This window comes from Streptomyces litmocidini (assembly GCF_014649755.1).
GTDB classification, from domain to species: Bacteria; Actinomycetota; Actinomycetes; order Streptomycetales; family Streptomycetaceae; genus Streptomyces; species Streptomyces litmocidini.
In genome coordinates, this window is sequence record NZ_BMTQ01000008.1 from 289,119 (window position 1) to 306,904 (window position 17,786).

Consider the following 17,786-nt stretch of genomic DNA (forward strand, 5'->3'; position numbering starts at 1 on the left):
CGCGTACACACCCCTGCTACCCGTCGACCCGTGATTGATCCCCGGCCCTCTTCGACCCTTTTCCCGGACCGGGAAAGCGCGAAGGGAGGGCCCGAACCCCTCGGGTTCGGGCCCTCCCTTCGCGCCGGATTCAGATCAGCCGACCCCCGAAAGGGCCTCCCATTCCGTAATAGGTGACCAGATCCTGACGGTACTGGGGGTCGTCGAGGTGCTTTTCACGGTGGAACTCGGGAGCGTCCTTGATCTGCTCCTTCGTCCGGTCGACGAAGACCTTCCGTTCGTCCAGGTCGATGCGGACCACGGTGGAGGCCGGAAGGAGGACCTCCTTGCCGAAGATCCAGACTCCGGTGTCCACGACCAGATAGGCGTCGTCGACCTCGTCGGAGTGCTTGTCCACCTTTCCGATGCCGCCGTCGATCGCCTCGACCTTGTAGCCGGTCAAATCGGTGCCGGCCAGGTGGCCCGCGGTCGACTTGTAGCTCCACACGTGCTCAGTCACGCGAAAACAACTCCTTCGGTGGACGAGAACGGCCGACGCCCTCTCGGCCGCCCTTCTCTTCCGTGTGTCTCACCACGGGCTCGGCCCGCTTGAGCTCCGCCTGCCCCGGCCTCGACGACCCATGCGCCCAGGGGCGGTGATCCGCCCGGCCGCGGCGCCGGTACCGTGGAGGACCGTCCCCCTCCCCCGTACGCTCGCCTGCTCGCCGGCGGTGTGCCCGCCCGACAGGTCTGCCCGTCTTGCCCGACTCCACTGTCTCCGCACCCGCGCGGCCGCGCTCCTTCCGGCCCTCCTGGCTGTCGCCGAAGGTGCTGCGCACCGAGGCACTGGCCGGCCTGGTGGTCGCGCTGGCGCTGATCCCGGAGGCGATCTCCTTCTCGATCATCGCCGGGGTGGACCCGGCGATCGGCCTGTTCGCCTCCTGCACGATGGCGGTCACGATCGCGTTCGTCGGCGGCCGACCCGCGATGATCTCCGCCGCCACGGGAGCGGTGGCCCTGGTCATCGCCCCGCTCAACCGGCAGCACGGCTTCGGGTACCTGGTGGCGGCGGTCATCCTGGCTGGCGTCCTCCAGATCGTGCTGGGCGCGCTGGGCGTGAGCAGGCTGATGCGGTTCGTCCCGCGCCCGGTGACGGTCGGCTTCGTCAATTCCCTGGCGATCCTGGTGTTCATGGCCCAGGTACCGCAGCTGTGGCACGTGCCGTGGGCCGTGTACCCCCTCTTCGCGGCCGGGCTGGCGCTCATGGTCCTGTTCCCGAGGATCACCACCGCGGTCCCGGCCCCCCTGGTCTCGATCGCGGTCCTCACGGTGGTCACCGTCGCCGCGGGCATCACCGTGCCGACCGTCGGCGACGAGGGCGCGCTGCCGTCCTCGCTGCCCGTACCCGGACTCCCCGACGTGCCCTTCACCCTCGACGCCCTGGTCACCATCGCCCCGTACGCCTTCGCCATGGCGCTCGTCGGGCTGATGGAGTCCCTGATGACCGCGCAGCTCGTCGACGAGATCACCGACACCCGTTCGTCGAAGACCCGGGAAGCCGTGGGGCAGGGGATCGCGAACATCGTCACCGGCTTCTTCGGCGGCATGGGCGGCTGCGCCATGATCGGTCAGACCATGATCAACGTGAAGGTCTCCGGCGCCCGGACCCGTCTGTCCACCTTCCTGGCGGGCGGGTTCCTGATGGTGCTGTGCCTCGTCTTCGGACCGCTCGTCTCCGACATCCCGATGGCCGCCCTGGTCGCCGTCATGGTCATGGTCTGCTTCGCGACCTTCGACTGGCACTCCGTCGCGCCCAGGACGCTGAAGCGGATGCCCGCGGGCGAGATCGTCGTCATGGTGGTCACGGTGGTGTGCGTGGTCGCCACCCACAACCTGGCCGTGGGCGTGGTCACGGGGTCCGTCACCGCGACGGTCGTCTTCGCCAGGCGCGTCGCCCGGCTCGCCGACGTCACCGCGGTCGTCGACCCCGACGGCGGCCGGGTCGTCTACACGGTCACCGGCCAGTTGTTCTTCGCCTCGTCCAACGAGCTCGCCGGCCGCTTCGACTACGCCGGCGACCCCGACAGGATCGTCATCGACCTCTCCGCCGCCCACATCTGGGACGCCTCCTCGGTGGCGGCGCTCGACGCGGTCGAGCACCGTTACGCCCAGCGCGGCAAGACCGTGGAGATCACGGGCCTCAACGAGCCCAGCGCCGGCCTGCACGGCTCCCTCAGCGGAGAACTCACCGCGGCGGGCTGACGCCGAGGCCCCGCGCACGGCGCTCGGCGCGGGCCGCGGGGCCGGGCCTCGCCCGTCCGCCCGACGGGCGGGGCCACCGCGGACGGACCCCGTGCTCCGGGCCCCGGTGCGCCGGCCGGCGTCAGAGGGCGGGCGACGGGGCGGTCTTGTCCGTGGTGCCGCCCTCCTCCCGGGCCTCCGCCCCGGCGGGCGGCTGCGGGGCGGGCGGGGTGCGGACCAGCAGCGCGACCAACACGGTCAGTCCGCCGATCACGGCGCCGACGCCGAAACCCCACCGGATGCCCGTCGCCAGGGCTCCGGTGCCGTCGGCGCCGCCGGCCGCCGCCGTGGCGGCGTGTGCCGACATGACGCTGATGACCAGGGCGGTGCCGGCGGCGGCCGCGACCTGCTGGAGCGAGCCCAGGACGGCGGAGCCGTGGGGGTAGAGGTGCGGTGGCAGTACGGACAGGCCCGAGGTGAAGACGGGGGTGAACACGAACGCCATGCCGGCGCTCAGGGCCACGTGGAGGGCGAGGACCAGCCACGGCGAGGTCTGTTCGCCCGTCAGGGCGAACAGGGCGAGACAGGCGGCTGTGAGGGCCGCTCCGGGAACGACCAGGCGCGGTGCGCCGAGCCGGTCGTAGAGCTTGCCGACCTGCGGTCCGAGCAGGCCCATGGTCAGGCCGCCGGGGATGAGGAGCAGCCCGGTCTGCAGCGAGGTCAGGCCGGCCACCTCCTGCAGGTAGATCGGCAGCAGGATGAACCCGCCCATGAGGGCCATGAACGACAGGCACATCAGGGCGAGCGCCACGGAGAAGTGCCGGTACGTCAAGGTGCGGAGGTCCAGCAGCGGTGTGGACGAGCGCTGCAGCGCCAGCTGGCGCCACACGAACAGGCCCACCAGCACGCCGCCGGTCACGGCCGTGACCACCGGGGGCACGGGGGCCTGGGCCGAGCCCTCGGCGCCGAGCCCGCTCAGGCCGTAGACGAGGGCGCCGAACCCCGTCGCCGCCAGGGGGACGGACAGCCAGTCGATGGGGCCGGCCTGCGGCTCGCCGATGTTGACCAGTTGGCGCCGGCCGAGGAGGGCCATGGCTCCGGCGATGGGCAGCACGGCCAGGAACAGCAGGCGCCACGTCCCCAGTTGCAGCAGCACGCCGGAGGCCGCGGGGCCGAGGGCGGGGGCGACGGAGATGACGAGGGTGATGTTGCCCATGACCCGGCCGCGGTCGTGCGGGGGCACGAGGGTCATCAGCGTCGTCATGAGCAGCGGCATCATGACGGCGGTGCCACTGGCCTGGACGACACGGGCGGCCAGCAGCACGGGGAAGGCGGGCGCGGCCGCGGCCAGAGCGGTGCCGGCGAGGAAGAGCGCCATGGCGAGGCCGAAGGCGGTCCGGGTCGTCACCCGCTGGAGGAACCACCCCGTCACCGGGATGACGACGGCCATGGTGAGCATGAAGGAGGTGGACAGCCATCCCGCGGCCGCCGCGGTGACCTGGAATTCGCGCATGAGCCGCGGGATCGCGTTGACCATGATCGTCTCGTTGAGGAGGACGACGAAGGTGGACAGCACGAGGATCCGCAGCACGGCGGTGACGCGGGCGGCGGGGAGCGTGGGTGGCGCGTGGGGTGCGAGCATGGTGCCTTCCGTCATGTGAGTGTCCTCCGCTCCGGGCGGGTCACACCGACAGACCGCGACGCCGGGAAGAACTCATCGGTGTTTCCCCGATCCTTCCGGCGCCACCGCCGGGGCTCAACCCAATTACGGCACGGCCCCGGCCGCACGGGGAGAGGCCCGTCCCACGGGCTTCCGCGGCACCGGCCTCCCCGAACAGCACTCTTAGTAGCCGGTCGTGCCGTCGAGCATCTCGCGCAGGATGTCCAGGTGGCCGTTGTGACGGGCCGTCTCCTCGGTGAGGTGGAGGAGGATCCAGCGGAGGTCGACGTGGAGGCCGTCGCGGACGGGTCGCCTGGCCCGCTCGTCCAGGTCGTGCCGGGCGACCAGTTCGCGGTGGCGGGCGCTCTGTTCGGCGTATTCGTCGAGCAGGTGCGGGAGCGGGAAGTCGACGGCGATCCGCATCTCGCGGTCGGGGTCCTCCTCGGTCCAGGGGCCCCGGTCCTCCTCGCCGAGGAAGACCACCCGGAACCAGTGGTACTCGACCCAGCGGAGGTGGTTGATCACCCCGCTCAGGGTCATCAGCGGTGAGCCCGGCAGGAGCGCCTTGCGGGCGTTCTCCGCCGACACTCCCTCGCACTTGGCGCGGGCGGTGTCACGGGCGTAGTCGAGGAACGTGGTGAGCTGGGTGCGCTCGTCCCACGCGGGCGGCGTGTCTTCGGTTCTGGTCATCGTGCGAAGCGTCACCGATCACCACGGCCGGTGTCGAGGGGATTATCGTGCTGGTCGACCGGCCCCGGGACCAATGATCGGACCGGCTGTAGGGTCCTGCCCGTGGCGCATCATCGGGACGAGACCAGGGCGGCCTACGACGGAGTCGTCGAGTTGTACGCATCGCTGTTCGCGAACCGGCTGGAGACACGGCCGTTCGCCCGGGCCATGATCGGCACCTTCGCCGAACTGGTGCGCGCGACGGGCAACCCGCGGGCAGCGGACGTCGGGTGCGGGCCCGGACATCTGACGGCCATGCTGCACGAGCTGGGCCTGGACGCCTTCGGGCTCGACCTCTCCCCCGGCATGGTCGACCACGCCCGGCGGGCCCATCCGGCGCTGTGCTTCCAGGAGGCGCGGATGGAGTCCCTGCCGATCGAGGACGGCGCGCTCGGCGGCGTACTGGCCCACTACTCGACGATCCACACCCCTCCGGGAGAACTGCCGGAGCTGCTCGCCGAGCAGGTACGCGTCCTGGCGCCGGGCGGTCTGCTCCTCGTCTCCTTCTTCGGGACCGACGGACCGGAGCCGGTCCGGTTCGACCACAAGGTGGCGCCCGCCTACAGCTGGCCGGCGGACCACCTCGCCGAACTGCTGGCCGGTGCCGGGCTCGTTCCCTTCGCCCGGTTGCTCCACGATCCGGCCACCGAACGGGGCTTCCTCGACGCCCACCTGCTGGCCCGCCGTCCGTAGGCGCCCGGCCGTACCCGCCAGGTGCCGGCGCGCCCCGGACTTCCCGGTCCAGCTCGGCGAGCAACTTCCCGCACTCCTCGGCCCGGTGGCGACGGTGCGGGGTTCCGGTCACCTCGCCGGTGGCGACCTCCAGAGCGGCGGACAGGGCGGTGGTGCCGGCCCGGACGTGGTCGGCGGCGCGGCCGCGGACCGAGCGTCCGCCCGCCCCCGGGACGCGGTCGACTGCGACGGGCCCGGCTCCTTCGCCATCGACCGCGTCGGCCGATGGGTCGCCGCACCCGCTCCCGGAGCGCGGCCCGTTCCTCGCCGGACGGGATCGACTCGGCCTTCGGCCGCCCGGTACGTGCCACGGACCAAGCCCACGCGTCCGAACAGAATTCCCGGCTCAGAAGGCTAGGGCACGACGGCGGCCGCGTGGTCGACGCGGTCGCGCGTGCGTGCCGCGTCGACGCTCGGTGGTGCGCCGAACTGGCGCTTGTACTCGCGGCTGAACTGCGAGGGACTGTCGTACCCCACCCGGTGGCCGACGCCGGTCACGTCGTGCGGGCGGTTGGCCAGCAGGAGCCGCGCCGCCTGCAGTCGGATCTGCTTCTGGAACTGGATCGGGCTCATCGCCGTCACCGACTGGAAGTTCCGGTGGAACGCGGAGACGCTCATCCCGGAGGAACGCGCCAGGTCCTCGACCCGGAAGGACTCGGCGTAGTGGTCCCGGATCCAGTCGACCGCCCGGCTGACGTGGTGCAGGCTGCTGTCCGCGAGGCCCAGTTGGCGGACCGATTCGCCCTGCTCCCCCGTCATCAGCAGCCACAGGATCTCCCGCTTGACCAGGGGGACCAGCACCCGGCGGTCACGCGGCCGGTCCAGGAGGCGGAGCAGGCGGACGATCGCGTCGATCAGTTCCGCCGGCGCCTCGCTGACCATGATCCCCGGCCGGGGCGACCCGGCCGGTCGCGGCAGGTCGCCCGGCCCGGCCCTGAGCATCAACTCGGCGATGACGGAGGGCTCCAGCGTCATCCCGAAACCGAGTTCCCGCCCGCCGGGCGCGACGCGTCCGGTCACCGGCAGGTCGGCCGAGGTGACCAGGTACTGGCCGACCCCGTACTCGTACACCCGCTCGCCGAGCGCGAGCCGTTTGCCGCCCTGCGCGATGACGGCCAGCATCACGCCGGACATCGAGTACTCCGGTTCGGCGCCCGGGTCGGCGCGGCAGATCCGGACGCCGTCGATGGCCGTGGTCCGGTCAGGTCGCGCGTGCCGCTCCAGCAGGTCGCGCAGCTCGTCGAGGGACATGCGCCCATCCCATCACGGACGGACACGTTCCTCCCCCGGGGAGAGAGGATCGTGCAAGGACGCGCGAAGATCGTGCGGGTGCCCCGCCGGCCTCGGGGACCCCGGTGCAGCCGTTCGCACCGACAACGGTCACGGTCCGGGCGGGAGCGTGCCGACCCGGAGCCCCGGACCGCACGCGTCCAGCCGATGCGGCCGGGGCGGACTGCTCCGCCCTCGGTGAACACCGTCCCGAGCGGGCGCAACGGTCGTTACCGTCCGGTCGTATGACGACGATCACGACCCGTACGGTCGAATACCCGGCCGACAACCTGACGATGATCGGACACCTCGCGCTCCCCGCCGGTGCCGGGCGCCGGCCCGCGGTCCTGATCGGCCCCGAGGGGATGGGGCTCAGCGACGTCGAGCGCCGCCGGGCCGAGGCCCTGGCCGAGCTGGGGTACGTGGCGCTGGCCTTCGACCTCCACGGCGGACGCTACGTGGAAGACCCGGAGGAGATGGTGGCCCGTTGCCTGCCGCTGCTCGCCGACCCCGACCGGATGCGGGGGATCGGTCACGCGGCGCTCGACGTGTTACGTGCCGAACCACGGGCCGACCCCGACCGGACCGCCGCCGTCGGCTACGGCACCGGGGGCGCGGTCGCGCTGGAGCTCGGTCGCGCCGGCGTCGACCTGCGCGCGATCGGGACGGTCAACGCACTGACCACGGGCCGGCCGGGCGAGGCGGCACGCATTCGCTGCCCGGTATGGGCCGGGGTCGGGTCGGAAGACCCGATCATGCCGCCCGCGCAACGGGACGCGTTCGCCGCAGAGATGCAGGCCGCGGGCGTCGACTGGCGCCTCGTGGTCTACGGAGGAGCCCTTCACGCCTTCCACCACCCGCCGGTCGACCACGCCGCGCCTCCCGGCGTCGGCCACCACCCGCGGCACGCACAGCGAGCCTGGCGTGACATCGTCGCCCTGCTCGCCGAGTGCCTGCCCGTCACGGATTGATCCGACGGCCTCGGAGCGCTCGGCCCGGGCCGGCTCCTCCCGGACGAACACTCGGGTCACCACCTACCGGGACGGCCTCCTGGAAGGACTACGCGTCCGGCGACCACACGCGCTGAACGGCCCCCTTGAACTACGCGCCGGGCGAAAGACCACACCGCTCGGCTGTCCTCACCCCACAGTGGTGACCATGCTGAACCGAGTAGCCGTCCTGTCCGACATCCACGGAGTCCTGCCGGCCCTGGAGGCAGTGCTCGCCGAACCAGACGTCGGCACCGCCGATCACATCGTGCTCACCGGCGACATCACCGCCGGCCCGCAACCGGCCCAGGTTCTCGACCTGCTGACCGGCCTCGGCGACCGCGTCGTCTGGATCAGCGGCAACGCCGACCGCGAACTCCTCGAATACCGCCGGGGGCAACGCGACACGATCCCCGACCCGATCGGCCCCTGGGCAGCCGAACAGCTCCGCGAGGACCACCTCGATCTTCTCGGCTCGCTTCCACGATCACTCTCCCTGTCCGTGAACGGGCTGGGAAAGGTGCTGTTCTGCCACGCCACCCCTCGCGACGACGAGGAGGTCGTCCTCGTCGACTCCCGCCTGGACCGCTGGACGGAGGTCTTCCACGGACTCGATGCCGACATCCGCACCGTGGTCTGCGGTCACACCCACATGCCGTTCGTCCGCCTCGCCCACGGCCGACTCGTAGTCAACCCCGGCAGCATCGGCATGCCCTACGGACGAACCGGGGCGCACTGGGCCCTGCTGGGCCCGGGTGTCGAACTCCGCACCACGCACTTCGACCTCCAAGCCGCAGCCGCCCGGCTCAGCCAGGACTCGTCCTACCCCGGCATCACCGAGTGGGCCGACCACTTCCTGCACGCTCGCGCGACCGACGCCGACGCCCTCGCCGCCTTCGCCCCACGGGACGGACGCGACCACGCACCGTGACGCCCGCTCCCCGTCCACGACGACGGGCAGCCGAACACCGACTGCACGACCGACGGCGCCTGCCGGTCCCGAGGTCGCCCACGAAGCCCGCGGGCCGCCCCCGTCCCGCGGGCGCCTACTCCCCCGCGGCCTCGTACGTGGCGATCAGCCGCCCGCGGGCGATGGCGTGGAACCGCAGGTGGAAACCGACGAGTGCCGGGGACGCGTCCGCGTCCGGCCCCAGCTCCTCCCGGCCCACGGCGTGGACGGTGAACACATAGCGGTGCGGACCGTCCCCCGGCGGCGGCGCGGCTCCGCCGAAGTCCCTGCTGCCGTAGTCGTTCCGGGCCTGCAGGGCGCCCGCGGGCAGCCCTTCGAAGGTCCCCGTCCCGGCCCCGGCCGGGAGTTCGGTGACGTCCGCCGGGATGTCGAAGACCGTCCAGTGCCAGAACCCGCTGCCGGTCGGCGCGTCCGGGTCGTAGCAGGTGACCGCGTAGCCACGGGTGCCCCTCGGCCCTGCCGACCAGCTGAGCTGCGGTGAGGAGTTCCCCCTCGCGTACACCTGCGCGTCCGGCAGGACCCCACCGTCCGTCAGGTCCTTGCTGCTGACCACCAGCTCGGGCAGCGGCGGGTGGAAATCGTGCGGCAGCGGACGTCGCTTCGTCGGATCGCTCATTCCTGATCCCTTTTCGTGCTCTCGATGGAATCGCCCGAACGGGCATGATCAGCATCTGACCACGCACCGGGCGACGGCGACCCGCCGGCGAGAGGATCGGGCAAGGGGTCGCCACCTTTGTGAACGCGTCCCCTGATTCCCGCGACCGCGGAGAGGCGCTACGGCCGCTCCGGCGTACGGGGGCCGTGGCCGGGCTCGTCGGCGAGGGACGCGATGATCGTCCGGACCGTCTCCTCGGTGCTCCCCGGGTGCAGGAAGGCCAGCCGGGCGACGGTCTCGCCCTCCCAGACGCTGGGGGGTGACGAACGCGAGGCCGGAGGCGAGGAGGCGCCTGGACCACGCGTAGTAGTCCTCGGGCCGCCATCCGGTGCGGCGGATCAGGACGACCGTCGGCTCGGGCTCGCGGAGCAGGTGGAGGCCGTCGGTCGCCTCGACGGGGCGGGCGGTGTACCGGGCGATCTCGGCGCCCCGCGCCACGGCGTCCCGGTAGGCGCCGGTGCCGTGGACGGCGAGCGAGAACCAGAGGGGCAGGCCGCGCGGACGCCGCCGTCGGCGGAGGCCGTCGCGAGCGCCGCGGCGAGGGCCGGGCCGGTGAGCCGGTGGTCCGAGGTCGGTACGACGAGCGGTTCGACGCCGATGATCCGCAAGGTGTTGCCGACGGAGGAATGGACCTGGTCGCTGACGGCGATCCGGACGGGTGCCGTCGCGGTCAGGCCGAGGCGGTGCCTGCCGGTGTCGCGGGCCACGACCAGGGCGGAGAGGTGGCCGGCCGAACCGCCTCTGACGAAGCACCCTCCGGCGCCGTGGTCACCGACAGCAGTGCCCTCCTCCCTGCGAGGGTGCCTTCCCCGAAGCGCTCGCCGTACTTGGTGTCGCTGTGCTCACCGACGCCGTAGGCGAAGCGGTGGGTGAACACCCGGTCCACCCAGCCCTTGAGGATCGCGGGCATCGTGTACCACCAGAGCGGGAACTGGAAGATGACCGTGTCGGCCCGCAGCAGCTTCTCCTGCTCGGCCGCGACGTCCGGGGTGAGCGTCCCGGCCTCGAAGGCCTGGCCCGAGTCCAGGGCGACCTTCAGCGGGTTCGAGGCGGCGGGACCGTAGTCCGCCGCGTCCACGACCGCCTTCCAGTTCATCGCGTACAGGTCGCTCACCCGCACCTCGTGCCCGGCGGCCTCCAGGGTGGCGACCGCGAGGTCCTTCAGCGAGCCGTTGAGCGACTCGGGCTCCGGGTGGGCGCGGACGTGCGCGCCCGCACCCACGGGCGCAAGACGTACCGGCATCCGCTGGTCGGCCTGCTCGAACTGCACCACGAGAACTTCGCACCGCCCGACGGGGCGGGCATGGAACTGGCGGTGCTGTCCGCGACCCCCGGCACCCCGGCCGAGGACGGGCTGCGCCTCCTCGCGGGCCTGGACGCGGACAGCGCCCCCACGCGTCCTCCGGTCGACGTCCGGGTCCACGACCGATCGTCCGACGGCGCCCGCCCCCGCGTCGGGGCGCCTCCCCGGGGACGGTCCGCCGCCCGCGCGCACGCGGGGAGTGAGTAGGCTCGGGGTGCCGCGCCGGGGGTCAGCAGAGGAGAGACACGTGTTCGTGAAGGTGTGCGGGCTCAAGACGGCCGCCGACATCGATGCGGCGGTCGCGGCCGGGGCCGACGCCGTCGGGCTGGTGATCAGCGGGACCAGTGTGCGCGGGCTCGGCCGGGACCGGGCGGCGCGGCTCGCCGCCCACGTGCCGGCGGGCGTCCTGTCCGTCCTCGTGGTCAACGACACCCCCGCCGCCGAGGCCGCCCGCATCGCCGGTGAACTCGGCTTCGGCGCGCTCCAGTTGCACGGCACCGCGTATCGCGAGGAGGATTTCGCGGCCGCGGCCGGGATCTTCCCGCGACTGTGGCGGGCCACGTCCTTGAGCGACCGGCCCGACACGCGCGTCGGCGCCTACGGCGAGGAGGTCCTTCTCCTCGACTCGCCCCGGGCCGGTTCCGGCGAGCCGTGGGACCTGTCGCTGCTGGAGGGCGCGCGGCCCGAGGGTCCGTGGCTGCTCGCCGGAGGGCTCGCACCGCACAACGTCGGCGAGGCGATCGGCCGGGCGCGCCCCTGGGGGGTCGACGTGTCCAGCGGCGTCGAGTCCGCGCCGGGCGTCAAGGACCACGGCCTGATCCGTACCTTCGTCACCGCCGCGAAGCGGACCGCCCCGCACGCGGTCTGACTCCCGTCGGCGGTGGTCCGGCCTCAGGACTCGTCGTCGCCCAGGTCGTCCTGGACGCGCAGCCCCGCCACCCACAGCGGCATCATCCAGTGCGCGGCGAGCACGCCGACGAGGAGCGGGGTCACGGCCCCCCGGAGGGCGACGTCCGTCAGGACGCCGTGGGCGCCGGTGCCGAACACCGCGGCCACGAGCAACCACAGGGTGATGCGGTGGGCCAGGGCCCGCACCCGGTCCCGTTCGACGAGTTGGCGCTCGTCGAGCATCCGGCCACGGAGCTCGAGGAGGCCGCGGGTGGAGCCGTTGAGCATGCCGGTGAGCACCATCCAGGGGAGCGTCACGACGGCGACGACGACGGCCGGACCGTATCCGGGCCCGAACACCGTGGCGATCCAGGCGCCGGCTCCGGTGACGGTGAGGGCGAAGTGCGCGCCCACCAGCAGTCGGCGCCGGGCCGCCGTGGCATAGGCCGCGGCCGCCCGGCGGTCGTTCATCACGGCGTACATCCGCCGGTCGTAGCGCGTCGCGGTCATCACTGCTTCCTCCCGTAGACCTCGTCGGTGAGCGGCTGGAACGGCTCCAGGGAGAACAGCGCCTCCACCGGCAGCCCGAAGAACCGGGCCACTTTCAGGGCCAGGTCGAGGCTGGGGTTGTACTGGCCGCGTTCGATGTAGCCGATGGTCTGGTAGTGGACGCCCACTGCCTCGGCCAGTGCCTGTCGCGACACTTTCCGCTCTGCTCTGACAACGGCCAGCCTGTTGTGCACCTGCTCGCTCATGCATAAGAAGTACTACATTCGGCTGCATGAGTACAACAGAGGGGGCCGAACGGGGCGCGAGGAAGATCACGGCCCTCACCGTGCATCCATGGAGCCCTTTCGTGCGTCTTCCATGCGCCGGGTCCGTGTCCGGCACCGTCGCGGGACCCGGCAGAACCAGGGCCGGCCCTCCCGCGCGACCCGTGCGGGGCCCACGGACCCGGAAGACATCGATCTCTACCAAGGGCAGAAGACTTTGCTGACTCCGACACTCGGCCTGCGCAGAGCCGTGACCGTCTCGCTCACGACCTCGGCCGTACTGGCCGGCGGCCTCTTCGCCGGCCAGGCGCACGCCGCGACGCCCGTCCCGTCGATCACCGCCCCGGGCGGGTTCGTCATGAACAACGGGACGGGTACGACCCTTTACGGGAAGGCCGCGGACACCCGACGGTCGACCGGGTCCACCACGAAGATCATGACCGCGAAGGTGGTGCTGGCCCAGCCGAACCTCAACCTCGACGCCAAGGTCACGATCCAGAAGGCCTACAGCGACTACATCGTCTCCAGGAACGCCTCCTCGGCCCGGCTCATCGTCGGGGACAAGGTGACCGTCCGTCAGCTCCTCTACGGCCTCATGCTGCCGTCGGGGTGCGACGCCGCCTACGCGCTGGCCGACAAGTTCGGCACCGGCACCACGCGGGACGCCCGGGTCAAGTCGTTCATCGGGAAGATGAACGCCGAGGCGAGGCGGCTCGGCCTGCGCAACACCCACTTCGACTCGTTCGACGGAATAGGGGGTGGCCAGAACTACTCGACTCCGCGTGATCTGACGAAGATCGCGAGCAGTGCGATGAAGAACTCCACGTTCCGCACCGTCGTCAAGACGAAGTCCACGCAGCAGAAGGTGACCACCAAGAGCGGCGGTTACCGGTACATGTCGTGGACCAACACGAACAAGCTGCTGAGCACGTACAGCGGCGCGATCGGCGTGAAGACCGGTTCCGGTCCGCAGGCCAAGTACTGCCTCGTCTTCGCCGCCACCCGTGGCGGCAAGACGGTCATCGGCACGGTGCTCGCCTCGCCGTCCGAGACGAACAGGGCCGCCGACGTCAAGAAGCTGCTGGACTACGGCTTCGCGAGGTAGGAGGCGAGGAGTGAGCCGCGGCGACCGGCGCCCCACGGCGCCGGTCGCCGCCCGGCTCGCGGGGAAGCGCGTCGGCGGACCGGTCGGGTGCCGCCGCGCGTTCCCCGGTGGCGCGTCCGCGGCCCCGGGCCGCGGGGCGGCCGGAGCCGGCGGGCCGGCCGCCGCGTGATCCACTTGCTCCGCACCGCAGGGAGCGGTGCGTGAGGAGCGTGAAGAGATGTCCGAAACCGCCGCCGTGGTGGTCCGTCAGGTCCGCGAGGGCGACTTCGACCGGTGGCGTGCCCTCTACCGGGGATACGCCGACTTCTACCGGGTCGAGCAGAGCGAGGAGGCCGCGCGGCTCGCCTGGTCCTGGATCCACGACCCCGCCCACGAGGTGGAGGGCCTGGTGGCCGAGGCCGCCGACGGGCGACTGGTCGGGCTCGCGCACTTCCGGCCCTTCGCGCGCCCGCTGTCCGCCTCCGTCGGCGGCTGGCTCGACGACCTCTTCGTCGACCCCGCCGACCGCGGCTCCGGCGTGGCGGACCTGCTGCTCGACGCCCTGCGCGGGATCGGGGCCGAGCGCGGGTGGAGCGTCGTCCGCTGGATCACCGCCGACGACAACCACCGTGCCCGGTCCAAGTACGACCAGGTGGCCACGCGCACGATGTGGGTCACCTACGACATGCCTCCCGGGGCCTGAGCCCGCCGGGGCGGCCCGGCCCGCACCCGGCCCGCCCCGCGCCTACCGGAAACCTGCACAACGTGTGCGTGCCGGGGGGCGGGGCCTTCACCGTTCCCCGACACCACCGGGGCGAGGGCCGCCCGGACGGAACCGTTCTGTCCGTTTAAGTTCCCCGTGCGGGCCGGCGCGGCCGAATCCGTTACTCGGATCCGAGGAGAAGGTGTCGGCATTCGGTGAAATTGGAGACACGGCCGCTTCCCGAGGTGCAGAAACACCCGCGCAGAGGCGTCAACCGAATTTCTCCGGTCAGTCGTTCACGTGATTTGATCAATCCCGCTGCGGCCGCAGAAGACGGATTCCCCCCCATGAACGAAGGGTGCGCATCATGCGTCACGACCTTGAGACCGCTGAGATCTCCGACGCCGACCTCGACGCCGTCTCCGGCGGTCTCGTCACCATCTCCGGCGGCCTCGCCGGCGCTGTGACCAGCGACGTCACCAACATCCTCGGCACCGTCGGCTCCCTGCAGACGGTCCAGGGCGTCGAGGGCGTCGTCGCCGGCGTCCCGGGCCTGGCCTCCGGCATCACCGGCGTCTCGGTGAACACCGCCGGCATCGCCGGTATCTGAGCCCCGCATCGTCCGTGAACCCCGGAACCTCCCCGGTTCCGGGGTTCACGGTCCCCCCTGAGAACGGCCGCGGAAATCCGACCGCGGAATGTACGAGAGAATGCAGTCGAAGGAATAGTCCGTGCAGTTCCGCCGCAATGCGCTTTCCAAGCTGCAATCGCCCGAAGAACTCGACGTGCCCGTGCGTTTCGCGCGTCCCCAGGGCCGTCTGGTGCTCGCCGTCACCGTCGTCGTCATGGCCGCCGCGGGTTTCTGGGCCCTCACCGGCACGGTGACGTCCAAGGTGAACGCCCCCGGCCTCCTCACCCACGCCGAGGGCACCTATCTGCTGCAGAGCCCCGTCGCCGGACAGGTCACCGACGTCCTCGTCGAAGAGGGCCGGCCCGTCTCCCCCGGCGCGCCGCTGCTGACCGTCCGCACGGACCGGGGCGACCGGCAGGTCCGCGCCGTCGCCGGCGGTCGCGTCACCACGCTGTACGCGAGGCTGGGTTCGGTCGTCACCACCGGCGCCGACGTGGCGACCGTGGAGCGCGTGACCGACCCGCACGCCCCGCTGATGGCCGTGCTGTACCTGCCGGGCGACACCGCCGCCGCGATCCGCGCGGGCGCCCGGGTCGACCTCGGTGTCCAGTCCGTCCCGCGCGACCGGTTCGGCGTGCTCCGCGGCCGGGTCCGCGCCGTCGGCCGCACTCCGCAGACGCGGGACCGGCTCGCTTCCTTCCTCGGCGACGCCGGGCTCGCCGCGCGCTTCTCCCGCGAGGGCGATCCGGTCGCGGTGCTCGTCGCCCTGGACCGCTCCCCCGCCACCCCCTCCGGATACGCCTGGTCCTCCGCGGACGGGCCCCCGCACGCCCCCGACTCCGGCACGCCCGTCACCGGCGCCGTCCACCTCGCCGCGCAGCGGCCCGTCGACTGGCTGCTGCCGTGAGCGCGGCACGGGCGGCGACCCCGGCCCGGGCCCGGTCCGGCGGCAGGTCCCGCGGCTCGGCCCGCAGGCTCCCGCCGACGGGCGGGCCCCGACGCCGTGTGCAGGTCTCCCGGGGCCGTCGGCCCCGGACCGTCCGCACCCCCACGGTGCTGCAGATGGAGGCGGTCGAGTGCGGTGCCGCCGCCCTCGCGATGGTCCTCGGGCACCACGGCCGTTTCGTCTCGCTGGAGGAGCTCCGCATCGCCTGCGGCGTCTCCCGCGACGGCTCCCGGGCCGGGAACCTCCTCAAGGCGGCCCGGGGGCACGGGCTCCGGGCCAAGGGCATGCAGATGGACCTGGCCGCGCTCGCCGAGGTGGCCGCCCCGGCCATCCTCTTCTGGGAGTTCAACCACTACGTCGTCTACGAGGGCACGGGCCGCCGTCTGGGCCGGCCGGGGGTCTACGTCAACGACCCCGGCAGCGGCCGCCGGTTCGTCCCCATGGACCAGTTCGACACCAGCTTCACCGGCATCGTGCTCACCTTCGAACCGGGCCCCGGCTTCCGGCGCGGCGGCAGCAGGCCCGGCGTCCTCGCCGCCCTTCCGGCCCGGCTGCGCGGCACCTCCGGCACCCTGGCCGCCGCGGTCGTCGCCAGCCTCCTCCTGGTGGCCGTCGGCGCGTGGGTGCCGGCCCTGAGCCGTACGTACATCGACATGTTCCTCATCGGCAACCAGACGTCCCTGCTCGGCGTGGTCTTCGCGGCGATGGCCACCGCCCTCGTCCTGACCGGGACGCTCACGGCCCTCCAACAGGCCAATCTGCTGCGGGGGCGCGTCATCGCCTCCACCCTGGGCAGCGCCCGCTTCCTGCGGCACCTGCTCCGGCTCCCGCTCGCCTTCTACGCGCAGCGGAGCCCGGCCGACCTCGTCCAGCGCCTCCGGACCAACGACGCGGTCGCCGAAACGCTCGCCCGCGACCTGGCCGCGGCGGCGGTCGACGCCGTCGTCGTCCTGCTCTACGCCGTGCTGCTCTGGACGTACGACCCCCAGCTCACGGTCGTCGGCGTGCTGGTCGCCCTGCTCAACGTGGTCGCCCTGCGCGTCGTCGTCCACCTGCGGGCCACCGGCACGCAGAAGCTGCGCGCCGAGAGCGCCCGGCTGACCAACACCGCGTACAGCGGGCTCCAGCTCATCGAGACGATGAAGGCCACGGGCGGCGAGGACGGCTTCTTCCGCCGCTGGGCCGGGCAGCACGCCACCACCCTCGACGTGCAGCAGCGGCTCGGCGTGCCCAGCGCCTGGCTGGCGGTCGTCGCGCCCACCCTCGCCGCGCTCAACAGCGCGCTCATCCTCATGATCGGCGGTCTGCGTGCGGTGGAGGGCCATCTCACCGTCGGCCTGCTCGTCGCCTTCCAGGCCCTCGTCACCGGCTTCACCGCGCCGCTCACCCGCCTCAACGGAGTGGCGGGCCGCGTCCAGGACTTCGCCGCCGACATCGCACGCCTCAGGGACGTCGAGAACTTCCCCGTCGACCCGGTGCACACCCGGCGTGCCCCGGGCGCCGCCACCCGCCGCCTCACCGGCCACGTCGAGCTGGAGGCCGTCACCTTCGGCCACAGCCCCCTCGACGCGCCGCTGCTCAAGGACTTCTCGCTCACCGTCGGCCCCGGTCAGCAGGTCGCCCTGGTCGGCGGCTCCGGCAGCGGCAAGTCCACCGTCTCGCGGTTGATGGCCGGGCTCCACGCCCCGTGGGAGGGCGCGATCCGCATCGACGGGATGCGTCTGGAGGACATCCCGCGCAGCGCCCTCGCGGCCTCCGTCTCCTTCGTCGACCAGGACGTCTTCCTCTTCGAGGGCACCGTCCGCGACAACGTGGCGCTCTGGGACCCCTCCGTCCCCGACGAGGCCGTCGTCGCCGCCCTCCAGGACGCCGCCGTGTACGACGAGGTCGCCCGGCGCCCCGGCGGCATCCGGAGCCGCGTCGAGCAGGACGGCCGCAACTTCTCCGGCGGCCAGCGCCAGCGCCTGGAGATCGCCCGCGCGCTGGTGCGCCGCCCGAGCGTCCTGATCCTCGACGAGGTGACCAGCGCGCTCGACGCGGTGACCGAACAGGTCGTCATCGACAACCTGCGGCGGCGCGGCTGCGCCTGCGTGGTCATCGCCCACCGGCTGAGCACCGTGCGGGACAGCGACGAGATCGTCGTGCTCGACCGGGGCACGGTGGTGGAGCGCGGACGCCACGAGCAGCTCGTCGCGGCGTGGGGCACGTACGCCGGACTGGTCGAGGAGCGCTGA

General features: G+C 72.5%; 17 protein-coding genes and 2 pseudogenes. 11 read left to right on the plus strand and 8 right to left on the minus strand.

What is annotated here, in order from left to right:
* Nucleotides 1–130 precede the first annotated feature (130 nt).
* On the minus strand, nucleotides 131–499 hold the full coding sequence (locus IE180_RS19770; RefSeq protein WP_190158214.1) for a PRC-barrel domain-containing protein: 369 nt from the start codon (nucleotides 497–499) through the stop codon (nucleotides 131–133).
* A 239-nt stretch (nucleotides 500–738) separates the two neighbouring features.
* On the opposite strand from IE180_RS19770, the gene IE180_RS19775 reads away from it, so the two are divergent.
* Nucleotides 739–2,241, plus strand: coding sequence for a SulP family inorganic anion transporter (locus IE180_RS19775; protein WP_190158215.1), 1,503 nt, complete (start codon nucleotides 739–741; stop codon nucleotides 2,239–2,241).
* A gap of 121 nt (nucleotides 2,242–2,362) precedes the next feature.
* On the opposite strand, the gene IE180_RS19780 is transcribed toward IE180_RS19775, so the two are convergent.
* Both IE180_RS19780 and IE180_RS19785 read right to left on the minus strand, forming a co-directional pair.
* Nucleotides 2,363–3,877, minus strand: coding sequence for a DHA2 family efflux MFS transporter permease subunit (locus IE180_RS19780; RefSeq protein ID WP_229860639.1), 1,515 nt, complete (start codon nucleotides 3,875–3,877; stop codon nucleotides 2,363–2,365).
* A 186-nt stretch (nucleotides 3,878–4,063) separates the two neighbouring features.
* Entirely contained in the window at nucleotides 4,064–4,570 is a 507-nt protein-coding gene (locus IE180_RS19785; protein ID WP_190158216.1) for a DinB family protein, read from the minus strand.
* A 102-nt stretch (nucleotides 4,571–4,672) separates the two neighbouring features.
* Between IE180_RS19785 and IE180_RS19790 the strand changes: the two genes are divergently transcribed.
* Complete coding sequence (locus IE180_RS19790) at nucleotides 4,673–5,302, plus strand: class I SAM-dependent methyltransferase (RefSeq protein WP_190158217.1); 630 nt, start codon at nucleotides 4,673–4,675, stop codon at nucleotides 5,300–5,302.
* Between the two features lie 393 nt (nucleotides 5,303–5,695).
* Here IE180_RS19790 and IE180_RS19795 read toward each other — a convergent pair whose 3' ends face one another.
* Nucleotides 5,696–6,592, minus strand: a complete 897-nt coding sequence (locus IE180_RS19795; RefSeq protein ID WP_190158218.1) for an AraC family transcriptional regulator — start codon at nucleotides 6,590–6,592, stop codon at nucleotides 5,696–5,698.
* Nucleotides 6,593–6,855: 263 nt separating this feature from the next.
* Between IE180_RS19795 and IE180_RS19800 the strand changes: the two genes are divergently transcribed.
* Nucleotides 6,856–7,581 (plus strand): dienelactone hydrolase family protein, encoded by a 726-nt coding sequence (locus IE180_RS19800; RefSeq protein WP_190158219.1) that lies wholly within the window; start codon nucleotides 6,856–6,858, stop codon nucleotides 7,579–7,581.
* Nucleotides 7,582–7,768: 187 nt separating this feature from the next.
* Complete coding sequence (locus IE180_RS19805; RefSeq protein WP_190158220.1) at nucleotides 7,769–8,530, plus strand: metallophosphoesterase family protein; 762 nt, start codon at nucleotides 7,769–7,771, stop codon at nucleotides 8,528–8,530.
* A 115-nt stretch (nucleotides 8,531–8,645) separates the two neighbouring features.
* Here the strand turns inward: IE180_RS19805 and IE180_RS19810 are convergent, their stop codons facing one another.
* Together IE180_RS19810 and IE180_RS19815 are read right to left on the minus strand one after the other, a co-directional pair.
* On the minus strand, nucleotides 8,646–9,185 hold the full coding sequence (locus tag IE180_RS19810; protein ID WP_190158221.1) for a YbhB/YbcL family Raf kinase inhibitor-like protein: 540 nt from the start codon (nucleotides 9,183–9,185) through the stop codon (nucleotides 8,646–8,648).
* An 802-nt stretch (nucleotides 9,186–9,987) separates the two neighbouring features.
* Nucleotides 9,988–10,467 (minus strand): annotated as a pseudogene (locus IE180_RS19815) (NAD(P)H-dependent oxidoreductase); the annotation flags it as partial.
* Between IE180_RS19815 and IE180_RS19820 the strand changes: the two are divergent.
* Nucleotides 10,423–10,734, plus strand: a pseudogene (locus IE180_RS19820) (MmyB family transcriptional regulator); the annotation flags it as partial. The pseudogenes IE180_RS19815 and IE180_RS19820 sit on opposite strands and share 45 nt — an antisense overlap.
* A 40-nt stretch (nucleotides 10,735–10,774) precedes the next feature.
* Nucleotides 10,775–11,395, plus strand: a complete 621-nt coding sequence (locus IE180_RS19825) for a phosphoribosylanthranilate isomerase (RefSeq protein WP_190158222.1) — start codon at nucleotides 10,775–10,777, stop codon at nucleotides 11,393–11,395.
* Between the two features lie 23 nt (nucleotides 11,396–11,418).
* Here the strand turns inward: IE180_RS19825 and IE180_RS19830 are convergent, their stop codons facing one another.
* Together IE180_RS19830 and IE180_RS19835 are read right to left on the minus strand one after the other, a co-directional pair.
* On the minus strand, nucleotides 11,419–11,925 hold the full coding sequence (locus IE180_RS19830) for a hypothetical protein (protein ID WP_190158223.1): 507 nt from the start codon (nucleotides 11,923–11,925) through the stop codon (nucleotides 11,419–11,421).
* Nucleotides 11,925–12,170 carry a helix-turn-helix transcriptional regulator gene (locus tag IE180_RS19835; protein WP_055639523.1) on the minus strand — a complete coding sequence of 82 codons (246 nt, stop codon included), beginning with the start codon at nucleotides 12,168–12,170 and terminating at the stop codon, nucleotides 11,925–11,927. The genes IE180_RS19830 and IE180_RS19835 overlap by 1 nt, the downstream gene beginning before the upstream one ends.
* A gap of 256 nt (nucleotides 12,171–12,426) precedes the next feature.
* On the opposite strand from IE180_RS19835, the gene IE180_RS19840 reads away from it, so the two are divergent.
* The 5 genes from IE180_RS19840 to IE180_RS19860 all read left to right on the plus strand — a co-directional run bounded on the left by IE180_RS19840 (nucleotide 12,427) and on the right by IE180_RS19860 (nucleotide 17,786).
* Nucleotides 12,427–13,293: a D-alanyl-D-alanine carboxypeptidase family protein gene (locus IE180_RS19840; protein WP_229860663.1), complete on the plus strand. Its 867-nt coding sequence runs from the start codon at nucleotides 12,427–12,429 to the stop codon at nucleotides 13,291–13,293.
* 217 nt (nucleotides 13,294–13,510) lie between these two features.
* A complete protein-coding gene (locus IE180_RS19845) occupies nucleotides 13,511–13,975 on the plus strand; it encodes a GNAT family N-acetyltransferase (RefSeq protein ID WP_190158224.1) in 465 nt (154 codons plus the stop codon).
* A 367-nt stretch (nucleotides 13,976–14,342) separates the two neighbouring features.
* Nucleotides 14,343–14,585, plus strand: coding sequence for a hypothetical protein (locus IE180_RS19850; protein WP_190158225.1), 243 nt, complete (start codon nucleotides 14,343–14,345; stop codon nucleotides 14,583–14,585).
* A 121-nt stretch (nucleotides 14,586–14,706) separates the two neighbouring features.
* On the plus strand, nucleotides 14,707–15,513 hold the full coding sequence (locus IE180_RS19855) for a biotin/lipoyl-containing protein (RefSeq protein ID WP_190158226.1): 807 nt from the start codon (nucleotides 14,707–14,709) through the stop codon (nucleotides 15,511–15,513).
* Between the two features lie 155 nt (nucleotides 15,514–15,668).
* On the plus strand, nucleotides 15,669–17,786 hold the full coding sequence (locus IE180_RS19860) for an NHLP family bacteriocin export ABC transporter peptidase/permease/ATPase subunit (protein ID WP_229860641.1): 2,118 nt from the start codon (nucleotides 15,669–15,671) through the stop codon (nucleotides 17,784–17,786).